Source organism: Burkholderia sp. AU32262 (assembly GCF_020419985.1).
GTDB lineage: Bacteria > Pseudomonadota > Gammaproteobacteria > Burkholderiales > Burkholderiaceae > Burkholderia > Burkholderia semiarida.
In genome coordinates, this window is record NZ_JAIZRS010000020.1 from 57,402 (window position 1) to 71,230 (window position 13,829).

Below are 13,829 nucleotides of genomic sequence, written 5' to 3' on the forward strand. Positions count from 1 at the left end.
CCGCCACTAATCTAGCACCACGCACACGGCCCGTACGCCGTGCCCGGAAACCCATCGGAAGGAGGACCCCACCATGACGACCCATCTCACCGGCACCCGCGACGAATGGCTGGCCGCGCGCCGCGCGCTGCTCGACGCGGAAAAGGCGCTGACGCGGCACAGCGACGAACTCGCGCGGCAGCGCCAGGCGCTGCCGTGGGTGCGCGTCGACAAGACCTACCGGTTCGACACCGAAGCAGGGCAGGCGACGCTCGACGACCTGTTTGGCGGCCGTTCGCAACTGCTCGTCTATCACTTCATGTTCGGCCCCGACTACAAGGCCGGCTGCCCGTCGTGCTCGGCGCTCGCCGATGGCTTCGACGGCTTTGCCGTGCATCTGGCGCATCACGACGTGACGCTCGCGGCCGTGTCGCGCGCGCCGCTCGCGAAACTGCTCGCGTACCGGCAGCGGATGGGCTGGACGTTCCCTTGGGCGTCGTCGGTCGGCAGCGATTTCAACTTCGATTTCAACGTGTCGTTCACCGAAGCGCAGCAGCGCGCGGGCGACGTCGAATACAACTATGCGAAGGCCGGCCATGCGATGGACATGGGTCCGCCGCCGGCGCCCGTCGTGCAGTTCGCGGCCACGTGCGGCACCGATCCGGTCACGTATGCGCTCGATCGGCCGGGGATGAGCGCGTTCGTGCGCGAGGACGGCGCCGTCTATCACACGTATTCGACCTACGCGCGCGGCCTCGACGGATTGTGGGGGATGTATCAGTGGCTCGATCGCGCGCCGCGCGGACGCAACGAGGCCGGCCCGTGGTGGCGCCGTCACGACGAATATGCGCGTGGCTGAGCGGGCCGGCCACGGGCGGGAGCGCGCGATGACGCGAACGGCAACCGGCGAGGCGGCCCCCGATCCGCGGGCATTCGGCGTGGCGGCCACCGCCGTGTTCGCGCTCGCCGCGATGGCGACGCTAGCGCAGCACGCGTCGATGGGTGCGATGGGCGGCGAACCGATGCCCGGCGGCTGGATGGCTTCGGCCGTATGGCTGCGGCCGTGCGGCCAGGGCGCCGGCCGCGCATTCGCGGCCTTCGCCGGAATGTGGGGCGCGATGACGGTGACGATGATGCTGCCGGTGCTCGCGCCGCAGCTCTGGCATTACCGGTGGCGCATCGGCCCGCAGGCGGCGGCGCGGTCGGTCTGGCTCGTCGTCGTCGCGGGGGCGGGATATTTCTCGGTCTGGATGGTGCTCGGGGCGCTCGTGTTGCCGGCCGGCGCTGCGCTGACGGCGGCCGCTGCCCGTCTGCCGGCGCTCGCCGGGGCGATGCCGTTCGTGGCCGGCGCCGTCGTGCTGGCCGCGGGCACGTTGCAATTCACCGAATGGAAGGCGCGGCGGCTCGCGTGCTGCCGGCACCCGACGGCGCACGACGTGCATCGGCCACGGGCAGCGGCCGTCACGGCATGGCGGTACGGCGTGCACGCCGCGATCCGATGCGGCGCGTGTTGCGGGAACCTGATGGCGGTCGCGCTGGCGGCCGGCATGATGGACCTGCGCGTGATGGCCGCCGTGACGGTCGCGATCGCCGCCGAACGCGTTGCGCCTGCCGGCTGGCGCGTGTGGCGGATCGTCGGTTGCGGGACGGTGGCGGGCGGCATCGCGATGATCGCCCGTGCGGCCGGTCTGGCGTGAGGTCGGGCAGGCAAGCCGCTTCGGCGGCGGGTCGCCGGGCCGTGCGCGGCCGCCGCCGTCGCGCCCGTGTCGCCTCGCCGCGACACGCGCACGTGCCGTCCGGCCGCCGGCTGCGCGAATGGCTCGACGCAGCGGTGAAACGAAAGTCGATCGAAAACGAACCGAACGGCGATCCGAACGATTCGGCCCCCGAACCGCCGAAACCGGCTAAGCCGTTGTTCGTGTTGTGAAAAATCACGGCGCTTCGCGTATAATTCGCTTTTGCGCCCATAGGATTTGCCATGCGTCTGATCCAAAAAGCACTCACTTTCGATGACGTGCTCCTCGTTCCCGCCTTCTCCGACGTTCTCCCGCGCGACACCAGCCTCAAGACCAAGCTGACCCGCAACATCTCCCTGAACATGCCGCTCGTGTCCGCCGCGATGGACACGGTCACCGAAGGTCGCCTCGCGATCGCGATGGCGCAGCAGGGGGGCGTCGGTATCGTCCACAAGAACCTCACGCCGGCCGAGCAGGCCCGCGAAGTCGCGAAGGTCAAGCGTTTCGAGTCGGGCGTCGTCCGCGACCCGATCACGGTGCCGCCGCAAATGAAGGTGCGCGACGTGATCGCGCTGTCGCGCCAGCATGGCATCTCGGGCTTCCCGGTCGTCGAAGGCCCGCAGCTCGTCGGCATCGTCACGAACCGCGACCTGCGTTTCGAAACGCGCCTCGACGAGCCGGTCAAGTCGATCATGACGCCGCGCGAGCGCCTCGTCACGGTCAAGGAAGGCACGCCGCTCGCCGAAGCGAAGGCGCTGATGCACAGCCACCGCCTCGAGCGCGTGCTGGTCGTCAACGACGCGTTCGAGCTGCGCGGCCTGATGACCGTCAAGGACATCACGAAGCAGACCGAGCACCCGGACGCGTGCAAGGACGAACACGGCAAGCTGCGCGCAGGCGCGGCGGTCGGCGTCGGCCCGGACAACGAAGAGCGTGTCGAGCTGCTGGTGCAGGCCGGCGTCGACGTGATCGTCGTCGATACCGCGCACGGCCACAGCAAGGGCGTGCTCGAGCGCGTGCGCTGGGTCAAGCAGAACTTCCCGCACGTCGAGGTGATCGGCGGCAACATCGCGACGGCCGCCGCCGCGAAGGCGCTCGTCGAATACGGCGCGGACGCGGTCAAGGTCGGTATCGGCCCGGGCTCGATCTGCACGACGCGCATCGTCGCGGGCGTCGGCGTGCCGCAGATCAGCGCGATCGCGAACGTCGCGGAAGCGTTGAAGGGCACCGGCGTGCCGTGCATCGCCGACGGCGGCGTGCGCTTCTCGGGCGACGTGTCGAAGGCGCTCGCGGCCGGCGCGAACGCGGTGATGATGGGCAGCATGTTCGCGGGCACCGAAGAGGCGCCGGGCGACGTGTTCCTGTACCAGGGCCGCCAGTACAAGTCGTACCGCGGCATGGGTTCGGTCGGTGCGATGAAGGACGGCGCGGCTGACCGCTACTTCCAGGACAACTCGGCGAACATCGACAAGCTCGTGCCGGAAGGCATCGAAGGCCGCGTCGCGTACAAGGGTTCGGTCAACGCGATCCTGTTCCAGCTGGTCGGCGGCGTGCGCGCGAGCATGGGCTACTGCGGCTGCCGCACGATCGACGAGCTGCACGAGAAGGCGGAATTCGTCCAGATCACCGCGGCGGGCATGCGCGAGTCGCACGTGCACGACGTGCAGATCACGAAGGAAGCACCGAACTACCACGTGGACTGATCGCCGATGAAACCGCTGCTGCGAGCCGTGCTGATCGTCGATGCCGTGCTGCTGCTGGCGTTCGGCGCGCTGTTCGTGCTGACGCCCTGGCAGGCGCTGTTCAATGCGCTGCAACTGGCGAACATCCAGCCCGCGATGCTGGGCCAGGCGTTCGGCATCGCGCTGCTCGGGCTCGCGTGGCTCGCGTTTCATGCGGCGTTCAACGGCGATCTCACGGCGCCCGTCGCGCGCCCGGTCGGCCACGTGTACTGGCTGACCGGCGTGCTGACGATCGTGTGGTCGATCGGCACCGGCAGCGGGCCGGCGCTCGCGGCCGCCGGCCGGGTGCTGTCGGCCGTGGCCGGCGTCGCGCTGATCGTGCTCGGCCTCGGCGGCGTGCGGCTCGCATCGGCCGTGCGGCGGCGCGAAAGGGCCGACAGGGCGCAGGCGCTCGAGGGCCGCGATGCGAAGCGTCCGGTCGAACCGGCGCCGGCCTCCGTGGCGCAGCCGCGAGTCGAGCCGGTCGTCAGCCGTCCGGTGGCGCCTGCGGCGCCGGCCGCGGCTACCCCGTCGGCCGCATCCGACCGTGCGTCAGGCAGCGTCGCGTTCGACGCGCGCCCGCCGTCGCAGGATTGACCGGCGATGCGTCGCGCGAGCCGCCTGCCGCCCGACGCCGCTGTCCATGCTTTTGACGCAGCGCTCGATGCGCTGCTTTTCTTATTCTCTTCATCCCGTCCGCAGCCATGCACGACAAAATCCTGATTCTCGACTTCGGTTCGCAAGTCACCCAACTGATCGCGCGCCGCGTGCGCGAAGCGCACGTCTACTGCGAAATTCACCCGAACGACGTGTCCGACGACTTCGTCCGCGAGTTCGCGCCGAAGGCGGTGATCCTGTCGGGCAGCCACGCGAGCACGTATGAAGACCACCAACTGCGTGCGCCGCAGGCCGTGTGGGATCTCGGCGTGCCGGTGCTCGGCATCTGCTACGGGATGCAGACGATGGCCGTGCAGCTCGGCGGCAAGGTCGAGTGGAGCGATCATCGCGAATTCGGTTACGCGGAAATGCGTGCGCACGGCCATACGCGCCTGCTCGACGGCATTGAGGATTTCACGACGGCCGAAGGCCACGGGATGCTGAAGGTCTGGATGAGCCACGGCGACAAGGTGGCCGAGCTGCCGCCGGGCTTCGCGCTGATGGCGTCGACGCCGAGCTGCCCGATCGCCGGCATGGCCGACGAGGCGCGCGGCTACTACGCGGTGCAGTTCCACCCGGAAGTCACGCACACGGTGAAGGGTCGGCAGATCATCGAACGCTTCGTGCTGCAGATCGCCGGCGCGAAGCCCGACTGGATCATGAAGAACCACATCGAGGAAGCCGTCGCGAAGATTCGCGAGCAGGTCGGTGACGAGGAAGTGATTCTCGGCCTGTCGGGCGGCGTCGATTCAAGCGTCGCGGCCGCGCTGATCCATCGTGCGATCGGCGATCAACTGACGTGCGTGTTCGTCGACCACGGCCTGCTGCGCCTGAACGAAGGCAAGATGGTGCTCGACATGTTCGAGGGCCGCCTGCATGCGAAGGTCGTGCACGTCGACGCGTCCGACCAGTTCCTCGGCCATCTGGCCGGCGTGACCGATCCGGAAGCGAAGCGCAAGATCATCGGCCGCGAGTTCGTCGAGGTGTTCCAGGCGGAAGCGAAGAAGCTGTCGAAGGCGAAGTGGCTCGCGCAGGGCACGATCTACCCGGACGTGGTCGAATCGGGTGGCACGAAGACGAAGAAGGCGACGACGATCAAGAGCCACCACAACGTCGGCGGCCTGCCGGAAACGCTCGGCCTGAAGCTGCTCGAACCGCTGCGCGACCTGTTCAAGGACGAAGTGCGCGAGCTGGGCGTCGCGCTCGGCCTGCCGCCGGAGATGGTGTACCGCCATCCGTTCCCGGGCCCGGGCCTCGGCGTGCGGATTCTCGGCGAAGTGAAGCGCGAGTACGCGGATCTGCTGCGCCGCGCGGACGCGATCTTCATCGAGGAACTGCGCGGCACGGTCGCGACCGCGCAGGATGCGGCGGCCGGCCTGTGCGGCGACGCCGACGTCGGCAAGAGCTGGTACGACCTGACGAGCCAGGCGTTCGCGGTGTTCCTGCCGGTGAAGTCGGTCGGCGTGATGGGCGATGGGCGGACGTATGACTATGTGACGTCGTTGCGGGCCGTGCAGACGACCGACTTCATGACCGCGCATTGGGCGCATCTGCCGTATGCGCTGCTCGGCCGTGCGTCGAACCGGATCATCAATGAAGTGCGCGGGATCAATCGCGTGGTGTATGACATCTCGGGGAAGCCGCCGGCGACGATTGAGTGGGAGTGAGCATTTCGGCTAGATCGGCGTTCGATTCCGCTTGTGTCGTGGCGCATCGCTTGATGTCGCGATAGTTCGCAAGCGGATGACCGATTCGGTTGGCTTGCTGCCCCGGCTCACGCAGGGGCAAGAAGCGGCCTGGCAATTGATTGCCAGGCCGTTTTGCGTTAACGCATGAAATCGGCGAGCGTGGCGTTTTCCGTTCCGCGACCGGATACGTCACACATGCGCCCGCCCGAGCGACCGCAGATACATCGGCACTTTCGCCTTGGTCGTCGCCTGAACCCGCGACATCAGCGCATGATCGATGCGATCCAGCCCATAAGTCCGCGAAATATCCTGCTGCAACCGGCACCACAGATGGCCGGCCATCTCCGCATCGACCATCGCGCGGTGCGCACGGCCCGATTGCGGAAGCCGCAGCATCTCGGCCAGGCTCGACAGGCGGTGACTGCGCGCGTCCGGGTAGATCCGTCGCGCCACCAGCATCGTGCACGCAAATGCATGGTCGGCCGACATGCCGAGCATCCCGAGTTCCGACTGCCAGAAGCGCTTGTCGAAACCGGCGTTGTGGGCCACGACCGCATGCTGGCCGACGAACGCCGCCGCTTCCTTCATGACTTCGGAAGCCGGGGGCGCCGCCGCGATCATGTCGTTCGTGATGCCCGTGAGCGCGACGACGTCGGACGGGATGCGTCGGCCTGCATTCATCAAACTCTGGAAACGGTCGACGACCTGCCCGTCGCGCAGCAGGATGACGGCAATTTCGGTTGCACGGTCGCCCAGATTCGGCGACAGCCCGGTTGTTTCGAAGTCCAGTACCGCGACGGTTTGCATGGTTGAATTCGGGTGCTTCATTAGAAGATGTCGAGTGTGGCCGAGAGGGTAGCATCTTCGGGCGCGCGAACGGCGGGTTCGTCGAGCGGGCAGGCTGTCGATTGACGATAATGAAAATCTCGCTCCAGGCCAGTCGGACATGCTGCCGTGACTCAACTGACGCTTCCCGGATTCGATGCGCCGCCGCCGGTTCCCGTGCACCGCTTCTTTTTCGCCGTGATGCCGGATCCGGCCACGGCCGTGCGCATTGCCGCCATGGCCAACAGCTTGCGACTGGAGAAGGACAGTCCAGTGGGCCCGGAGCGTCTGCACATCACGCTCGGCTCTCTAGGCGACTTCGCTTACGTGCCGGACGCTACGCTTGCGCGGGCCCGCGCGGTGGCGGACCGCGTGGATGGGCCGTCTTTCTCCGTGAAGTTCGACAGGATCATCAGCTTCAACGGGCGGCCCGGTCATCAGCCGCTCGTGCTGATGGGGCGGGCCGGTCTGGGACACTTGATCGACTTTCGACGGCAGTTGCGACGTGCGCTGAAACAAGAGGCGGGGCTGAGCATTCTTCCTGCAGGTTTCACCCCGCACGTGACGCTGCTGTATGGCGCGCCAAGGCCCGATGAGTATCGGATCGAGCCGATTACCTGGACCGTCTTCGACTTCGTCCTGATCGATAGCTGGCTCGGCAAGTCGCACTACGACGTGTTGGGGCGCTGGCCGCTGACGACCGGCGGCCCGTCGGGATGATTTTCAGTCTCGACCGCACCCGCGATAACGAAGGTGAATCAGCGGATAAGGCCGCCCTTGTCCATCCAGCTCCGATCGCCCGCAGCGCTCGAATCCGAGCCGTTCATAGAATCGTGCCGCCGCTTCGTTCTGTTCGTTGACGTCGGTCGACAGGTCGGGATGGCGCTTGATCGCCTCGTCGACGAGCAGCCGCCCGACCCCCGCGCGATGGTGGGCGGGATCGACGAACAGCGCTTCCATGTGGCTGCCGTCGAGCAGCATGAAGCCGATCGGGCGATCGGTTTCGTCGACGGCCAGATCGAGCGGTGCGCTCGGCAGGAACGCGACGACTTTGGATTCGATCGCGCGACGATCGTCTTCGCTCAGGAAGTGATGCGTGGCATCGACGGCTTGGCGCCAGATGTCCAGTACGCGTGTGCCGTCGGCCTCGGTGGATTGTCGAATTTTGATCATGGTTTGATATGGGATGACTTGGCGCTCGGCTGGGGCCGCCTCGGTGACGGAGCGAACGCGTCGCGGTAATGCACAAGCGACAGCGAAGTGTCACGCGGATGGCTGCCGCGCGTGCTCCAGCACCACCGCCCGCTCGATCGCCCGTCGCGCGACATCGCGCACGCCCGCGCTCATCGGCAAATCGTCGCGGTCGAGTTCGTCGAGGCTGAACCAGCGCGCGTCGAGCGCGTCGTCGCCGGCGGCTGGCGTGCCGCGCAGCCATCTGCACAGCACCGCGACCATGATGAAATGCTGGCGCACGGCGCCGTACGCATCGTAATCGAACGCGTCCAGCGCGGTAAAGGCGTCGAGCGCCTCCACGTCGATCGTCGTTTCTTCCGCGATCTCGCGCACGACCGCCTCGGCAAGCGGCTCGCCCGGCTCGATCTTGCCGCCGGGGAAGCCCCAGCAGCCGGCATCGGGCGGGTTCGCGCGGCGCACGAGCAGCACGTCGCGCTCGCGCAGCACGATGCCGATCACGGCGGGAACGGGGCGCAACGGTGCAGCGTTGCCGGTTGCGGACGTGCCGGTAGCGGACATGGTTGTGCCTACCTGCCGCTGCGAACGAATAGGTGAGTGTGCACGCCGCTCATGGCATGTCCCCGGTGCGCCGTTCGATCGCACGAATCACGGCGACCATGTCGGCCGCGCCATGGCCGGCCTGCTCGGTTTCCGCGTAAAGCGCATGGCAGATGTCGAGCAGCGGCGACGCGATGCCGATGCCGCGCGCGGACTCGGCGACGAGGCGCGCGTTCTTCAGCACGTCGCTGATCGCGGCCTGCACCGAGAAATCTTCCGTGACGAACTTGCCGAGCTTCACGCGCGACACGTCGCTCGCCATCGGGCCGGCATTCAGCACGTCGGCGAAGCGCGCGAGGTCGATGCCGTGACGTTGCGCGAAGTGCGTGGCTTCGGCGAGACCGGTGACCATCGTGATCAGGAACAGGTTGACCGCGAGTTTCATCGTCAGCGCCGCCGGCACGTCGCCGCACACGAAGCTGTCGCGGCACAGCGGCTTCACGAGCGTGCGGATGGCATCGACATCGTCCGGCGCGCCGGCCAGCATCACGACGAGCTGACCGGCTTCGGCCGGCTTGCGCGAGCCCGATACCGGCGCCTCGACGTAGCGGCCTGATGCGGCGGCGATGTCGTCGGCGAGCGCGCGAGAATACTCGGGCGCATTCGTGCCCATGTTGACGATCGTGTGTCCACCGACCCGCGCGGCAAAAGCACGTGTGCCGCGGGCGAGAGCGGCATCGATGGCCGCGTCGTTCGCGAGCATCAGGATCACGGTGCGGCAGGACGCGAATACGTCGTCGATGCCGTCGGCCACCCGTGCGCCGGCGTCGCGCAGTGCATCGTCGCTGCGGTGCGAACGACTCCACACGACGAGCGGCGTGCCGGCGCGCGCGAGATTGAGCGCCATCGGCGTGCCCATCACGCCGAGGCCGATGAATCCGACTGCGGTTTGCATGATGCTGCTCCCACGGTGGGTGATGCGATCGTGGGCGTCAGTATCGCAGCGTTTGCGCATGCCTGCCATCCGGCCCGCGCGACCGCGGCAGCCGGGTCATCGCCGCGACGCGATCTCCGCCAGGTACGGCCACGGATAGATGCCGCGTGCATGGCCGTCGCCGAACAGGAAGCGCACGCCGTAGCCGAGCGCTTCCACGCCGTCCAACGTCAGGCTGGCCCGCGCGTCGATATGGCCGCCATCGAAGCGGATTCTCCGGCATTGCGCACACGGGCAATCGCCGCGCAACCGCGCATAGCCGATGCGTTGCGTGACGCCGCCGGGCCAGTGCAACGTCAGTGCATGCGCGGGGTGATCGAGTGCAATTTCGGTCGGCGCGATCATCGCGACGCCTCGTCGATCTGTCCGATCGCGATCCGCGCGGCCTTGCGTACTTCGGGGTCGCGATCGTCGAGTGCGCCGTGCAGCGCGGGCAGCGTCTCCCGGTCGCGCAATTCGCCGAGCGCGAGTGCGGCCTCCTTGCGCAGATTGCTGATCGCATGCGAGAGCAGCGCGACGACGGCCGATGCCGCGGCCGCATCGCGCAATTGGCCGAGTGCGCGGACGGCGCGCACGCGCACTTGCCAGTAATCGTCGTCGAGCGCGGCGACGAGCGGGTCGCGCGCAACGGCGGCGCGCAGCTTGCCGAGCGTGGCAGCGGCTTCCTCGCGTACCTGCCATGCGGCGTCGCGCAGCGCGGCGAGCAATGCGGTGACGACGGCCGCATCGCTCGCCGAAGCAAATCCGATTGCGCCGACCGCGGCGCGGCGCACGTCCACATCGGTGTCCGTGGTCGCGACGCGCGCGAGCGGCGGCAGCGCGCGGCCGTCCTTGAGCCAGCCGAGCACGACGACCGCCTCGGCGCGGACGTCCGCATTGCTTGCATCGAGCGCGCGCAGCGCCGGCGCGAACGCATCGGGGTCGCGCAACTCGCGCAAGCCGCGCAGCACGGCGGCGCGCACGAACGGCTCGGGCCGGTCGGCCCAGCGGCACAGCACGGCGCCCGATGCCGCGCTCTTCAGTTCGGACAGGCTTTGCGCGGCGGTCGCGCGCACGCCGCCGTCCGGATCGAGCAGCGCGTGGCACAGCGCGTCGACGACATCGGGCTGCTCCCACGCGTCGAGCACGCGTGCAGCCTCGCGGCGCACGTCGGCCGACGCATCGTCGCGCAGCGCCGCGACGAACGACGGCACGAGTTCGGGCGCTTCGAGGTCGGCGAGTTCGAGCAGCGCGATGCGGCGCACCGATGCATCGGCTGCGGCGAGGCGCGCGACGAGCGCGGCATGATCGGCGTGATCGCCGGCCGGCACGCCCGGCAGCGGAAAAGCGGAGGAAGAAGCGGTCATGGATAAAGTCGGTGCGGTGAACGGGCCGGCATGCGTACTGATGCGACGTTCGCGCAATAGCGCGAGACAGCGGCGCTCGATGTCGACGGAGGCCGGCTCGGTCGTGCCGTCGCCGGTGCGGGGCCGCGCGCCGTGTCAGCGCAGCAGGTAAGGGATGTCGACCTTGACCGCGCCGGTCGGGCAATCGCGTTCGCACGGCATGCAGTACCAGCATTCGTCGAACTGCATGTAGGCCTTGCCCTTGGTGACGTCGATCGCGAGCAGGTCGAGCGGGCATACGTCGACGCACACGGTGCAGCCCTTGTCGGCGATGCACAGCGACTCGTCGATCGTCACGGGCGCGCTGCTGCGCTGGAAGATGTCGTGCGGGGTATGCGGCATGGCAAGGTTCCTCAAAGGGCGGCCGCGAGCGCGGCCGGTTCGCGGATGCGCAATTGCGCGTAGGCGCCGCGTTCGTCGTCGGCAAGCGGCACGACGTACGGCTCGACCGGCCGCTTCTCGCTGCGCATCGCGCCCGCGGCATCCTTGCGCAGCCAGGTGTGGCAGAACCATTCGGCATCGTTGCGATGCGGAAAATCGACGCGATGGTGGTACAGGCCCCAGCGGCTTTCGGTGCGGAACAACGACGCGCGCGCGGCCATTTCCGCGCAGTCGCGGATCGCGCGCACTTCGGCGGCGCGCATCAGCTCGTGCGGATGGTTCGCTTTGATCTCTTCGATATCCTCGGTAATGGCGTCAAAGCGTTGCAGCCCGATTTCCATCTTGCGCGTCACCTTCGGCGGTTGCAGGTAGTCGTTCACCATGCGGCGCAGCTTGTACTCGACCTGCGCCGGCGCGAGGCCGCGCTCGCGCAGCAGCGGTGCGAGCACGCGGGTGCGCTCGGCGTCGACCTGTTCGTCGTCCACCGGCGCATGGTCGCGGCCGGCCACGTAATCGGCCGCGTTCTGCCCGGCGAACCAGCCGTACGTAAACGCCCCGAGCATGTAGTTGTGCGGGACGGCCGCCATGTCGCCCGCTGCGTAAAGCCCCGGCACGGTCGTCTCCGCGCGTGCATTCACGTACACGCCGGATGCGCTGTGGCCGCTGCAGAAGCCGATTTCGGAGATGTGCATCTCGACCATCTGGCGGCGGTAGTCGGTGCCGCGCCCCGCATGGAAGCGGCCGCGGCTCGGCCGTTCGTTCGTATGCAGGATCTGCTCGATGGTTTGGATCGTTTCTTCCGCGAGATGGTCGAGCTTCAGGAATACCGGGCCGTTGCCGCTTTGCAGTTCCTGGTAGAACTCCCACATCATCTGGCCGCTCCAGTAGTCGCATTCGATGAAGCGTTCGCCCTTGCCGTTCGCGGTGAATCCGCCAAGGGGCCCCGTCACGTACGCGCACGCCGGGCCGTTGTAGTCCTTGATCAGCGGATTGATCTGGAAGCATTCGAGATTCGCGAGCGCCGCGCCCGCGTGATAGGCCATCGCGTAGCCGTCGCCCGCGTTGGTCGGGTTCTCGTACGTGCCCATCAGGTAGCCCGACGCCGGCAGGCCCAGGCGGCCGGCCGCGCCGCAGCAGAGGATCACGGCCTTCGCGCGGATCGCGTGGAACTCGGCGGTGCGGCAGTCGAAGCCGAGCACGCCGCTCGCGCGGCCCTGCGCGTCGGTCAGCACGCGCGTCGCGACGATCCGGTTCGTGATCGCGATGCGCGCGCGCTTCAGTTGCCGGTACAGCACCTTCTTGATGTCGTGTCCTTCCGGCATCGGCAGCACGTACGAGCCCATGTGATGGACCTTCTTCACCGCGTAGTCGCCGGTGCCGTCCTTCTCGAACTTCACGCCCCAGCGATCGAGCTGCTCGATCGTCGTGAAGCTGTGCGCCGCGTACGCGTACACGGCCGCTTGATCGACGATCCCGTCGTTGGCGATCGTGATCTCGCGCGTGTACTGCTCGGGCGTCGCATGGCCGGGAATCACCGCGTTGTTCAGGCCGTCCATCCCCATCGAGATCGCGCCGCTGCGTTTGACGTTGGCCTTCTCGAGCAGCAGCACGCGCAGCGACGGATCGCGCTCCTTCGCCTTGATGGCCGCCATCGGCCCGGCCGTGCCGCCGCCGACCACGACGATGTCGTATTCGTGCACATGGGTGTTCATCGTGGGTTCCTTGCAGGTTTGCGCGCCTTCTGCCGGTCGACGCGCAACCGGTACTGGAAGGCGTCGCCGCGGAAGTACAGGTGTTCGTAGTCGATCGGCGCCCCCGACGCGTCGTGCGTGAGGCGCTCGATGCGCAGCACGGGGCTGCTTTCCTCGACGTGCAGTGCGTCGACGATGTCGTCGTCGGCGAGGATCGCGTCGATCGACACGTCGGCGTGGCCGAGCGGGATGCCGCAGTCGTTCTCCAGGATCAGGAAGATGTCGCGGGTCGCGAGATCGGCACCCGCGAGCCGCTTGCCGAGCGCCTCCGGCACCCAGGTCTGTTCGAGCGACACGGGTTCGCGGTTCAGCAGCCGCACGCGATGGATCTCGACGAGCGGCGCGCCTTCCGGCACGTTCAGCTTCGTCGCGAGATGGCGATCGGCCTTCACGGTGCGCAGGCTGCGCAACTGGTTGACGATCTCGTAGCCCATCGACGACATCGCCTCGGCGAACCCTTGCAGCGACGTCACGTTCTGGAAGGCCTTCGGCTTCGACACGAACGTGCCCTTGCCGTGCAGCTTGAACAGCAGGCCTTCCTTCTGCAGGTCGCCGAGCGCCTGGCGCACCGTGATGCGGCTGACGTCGAACATCGCGCACAGTTCGTGCTCGGACGGCATCCGGCTGTGCGGCGCATAGGTGCCGTCGAGAATGCGCGCGCGCAGCGTGTCCTTGATCTGCACGTAGAGCGGGGCCGCTGACAGCGGCACGACGTTGGGTGGGGGCATCGGTCAACTTGTTATGACAAGATGAGGCGAGTGTAGCCAGCGCAAGGGCGCGCCCCAACCAAGCATTTCTGATTTCGATTTCCCGTGGTGGAAAAAGGGGCGGCGGCAGGCGGCGGCGCGAGCGGGTGAACCGACCCTTGCGAGCCGAGCGGGATCGCCGACAATAAAAAACGTGGCCCGATGCGCGCCGCATGTCGATTCCCGGATGCGTCGCCCGTCGTATCGATGTCGACCGGGCAGTGCGCCGCGCCAT

15 protein-coding genes are annotated in these 13,829 nt (G+C 67.8%); 6 read left to right on the plus strand and 9 right to left on the minus strand.

The window, feature by feature from the left end:
• The first annotated feature begins 73 nt into the window (after positions 1 to 73).
• From LGN10_RS23120 to guaA, 5 genes are all read left to right on the plus strand, one after another.
• Complete coding sequence (locus LGN10_RS23120) at positions 74 to 838, plus strand: DUF899 domain-containing protein (RefSeq protein WP_226225120.1); 765 nt, start codon at positions 74 to 76, stop codon at positions 836 to 838.
• Positions 839 to 866: 28 nt separating this feature from the next.
• A complete protein-coding gene (locus LGN10_RS23125; RefSeq protein WP_226225122.1) occupies positions 867 to 1,676 on the plus strand; it encodes a DUF2182 domain-containing protein in 810 nt (269 codons plus the stop codon).
• A 281-nt stretch (positions 1,677 to 1,957) separates the two neighbouring features.
• Positions 1,958 to 3,418, plus strand: a complete 1,461-nt coding sequence (guaB, locus tag LGN10_RS23130) for an IMP dehydrogenase (protein ID WP_034207642.1) — start codon at positions 1,958 to 1,960, stop codon at positions 3,416 to 3,418.
• A 6-nt stretch (positions 3,419 to 3,424) separates the two neighbouring features.
• Entirely contained in the window at positions 3,425 to 4,033 is a 609-nt protein-coding gene (locus tag LGN10_RS23135; protein ID WP_226225124.1) for a hypothetical protein, read from the plus strand.
• Between the two features lie 107 nt (positions 4,034 to 4,140).
• Entirely contained in the window at positions 4,141 to 5,760 is a 1,620-nt protein-coding gene (gene guaA / locus LGN10_RS23140) for a glutamine-hydrolyzing GMP synthase (protein ID WP_059573715.1), read from the plus strand.
• A 210-nt stretch (positions 5,761 to 5,970) separates the two neighbouring features.
• Here the strand turns inward: guaA and LGN10_RS23145 are convergent, their stop codons facing one another.
• Positions 5,971 to 6,588 (minus strand): PolC-type DNA polymerase III, encoded by a 618-nt coding sequence (locus LGN10_RS23145; RefSeq protein ID WP_059645438.1) that lies wholly within the window; start codon positions 6,586 to 6,588, stop codon positions 5,971 to 5,973.
• Positions 6,589 to 6,735: 147 nt separating this feature from the next.
• Here LGN10_RS23145 and LGN10_RS23150 point away from each other — a divergent pair, with 147 nt between their 5' ends.
• Positions 6,736 to 7,326, plus strand: a complete 591-nt coding sequence (locus LGN10_RS23150) for a 2'-5' RNA ligase family protein (protein ID WP_226225126.1) — start codon at positions 6,736 to 6,738, stop codon at positions 7,324 to 7,326.
• Between the two features lie 3 nt (positions 7,327 to 7,329).
• Here the strand turns inward: LGN10_RS23150 and LGN10_RS23155 are convergent, their stop codons facing one another.
• From LGN10_RS23155 to LGN10_RS23190, 8 genes are all read right to left on the minus strand, one after another.
• Positions 7,330 to 7,779 (minus strand): acetyltransferase, encoded by a 450-nt coding sequence (locus LGN10_RS23155; protein WP_226225128.1) that lies wholly within the window; start codon positions 7,777 to 7,779, stop codon positions 7,330 to 7,332.
• A 90-nt stretch (positions 7,780 to 7,869) separates the two neighbouring features.
• Positions 7,870 to 8,358 (minus strand): NUDIX hydrolase, encoded by a 489-nt coding sequence (locus LGN10_RS23160; RefSeq protein WP_226225129.1) that lies wholly within the window; start codon positions 8,356 to 8,358, stop codon positions 7,870 to 7,872.
• A 49-nt stretch (positions 8,359 to 8,407) separates the two neighbouring features.
• On the minus strand, positions 8,408 to 9,352 hold the full coding sequence (locus LGN10_RS23165; protein ID WP_226225131.1) for an NAD(P)-dependent oxidoreductase: 945 nt from the start codon (positions 9,350 to 9,352) through the stop codon (positions 8,408 to 8,410).
• 36 nt (positions 9,353 to 9,388) lie between these two features.
• Positions 9,389 to 9,676: a gamma-butyrobetaine hydroxylase-like domain-containing protein gene (locus tag LGN10_RS23170; protein ID WP_059573720.1), complete on the minus strand. Its 288-nt coding sequence runs from the start codon at positions 9,674 to 9,676 to the stop codon at positions 9,389 to 9,391.
• Complete coding sequence (locus LGN10_RS23175; RefSeq protein ID WP_226225133.1) at positions 9,673 to 10,677, minus strand: HEAT repeat domain-containing protein; 1,005 nt, start codon at positions 10,675 to 10,677, stop codon at positions 9,673 to 9,675. The genes LGN10_RS23170 and LGN10_RS23175 overlap by 4 nt, the downstream gene beginning before the upstream one ends.
• Positions 10,678 to 10,812: 135 nt before the next feature.
• Entirely contained in the window at positions 10,813 to 11,058 is a 246-nt protein-coding gene (locus LGN10_RS23180; protein WP_006490846.1) for a ferredoxin family protein, read from the minus strand.
• Between the two features lie 11 nt (positions 11,059 to 11,069).
• Complete coding sequence (locus tag LGN10_RS23185) at positions 11,070 to 12,809, minus strand: fumarate reductase/succinate dehydrogenase flavoprotein subunit (protein ID WP_060316695.1); 1,740 nt, start codon at positions 12,807 to 12,809, stop codon at positions 11,070 to 11,072.
• Positions 12,806 to 13,576, minus strand: a complete 771-nt coding sequence (locus LGN10_RS23190) for a GntR family transcriptional regulator (protein ID WP_059573723.1) — start codon at positions 13,574 to 13,576, stop codon at positions 12,806 to 12,808. Before LGN10_RS23190 ends, LGN10_RS23185 begins: the two co-directional genes overlap by 4 nt.
• Positions 13,577 to 13,829 lie beyond the last annotated feature (253 nt).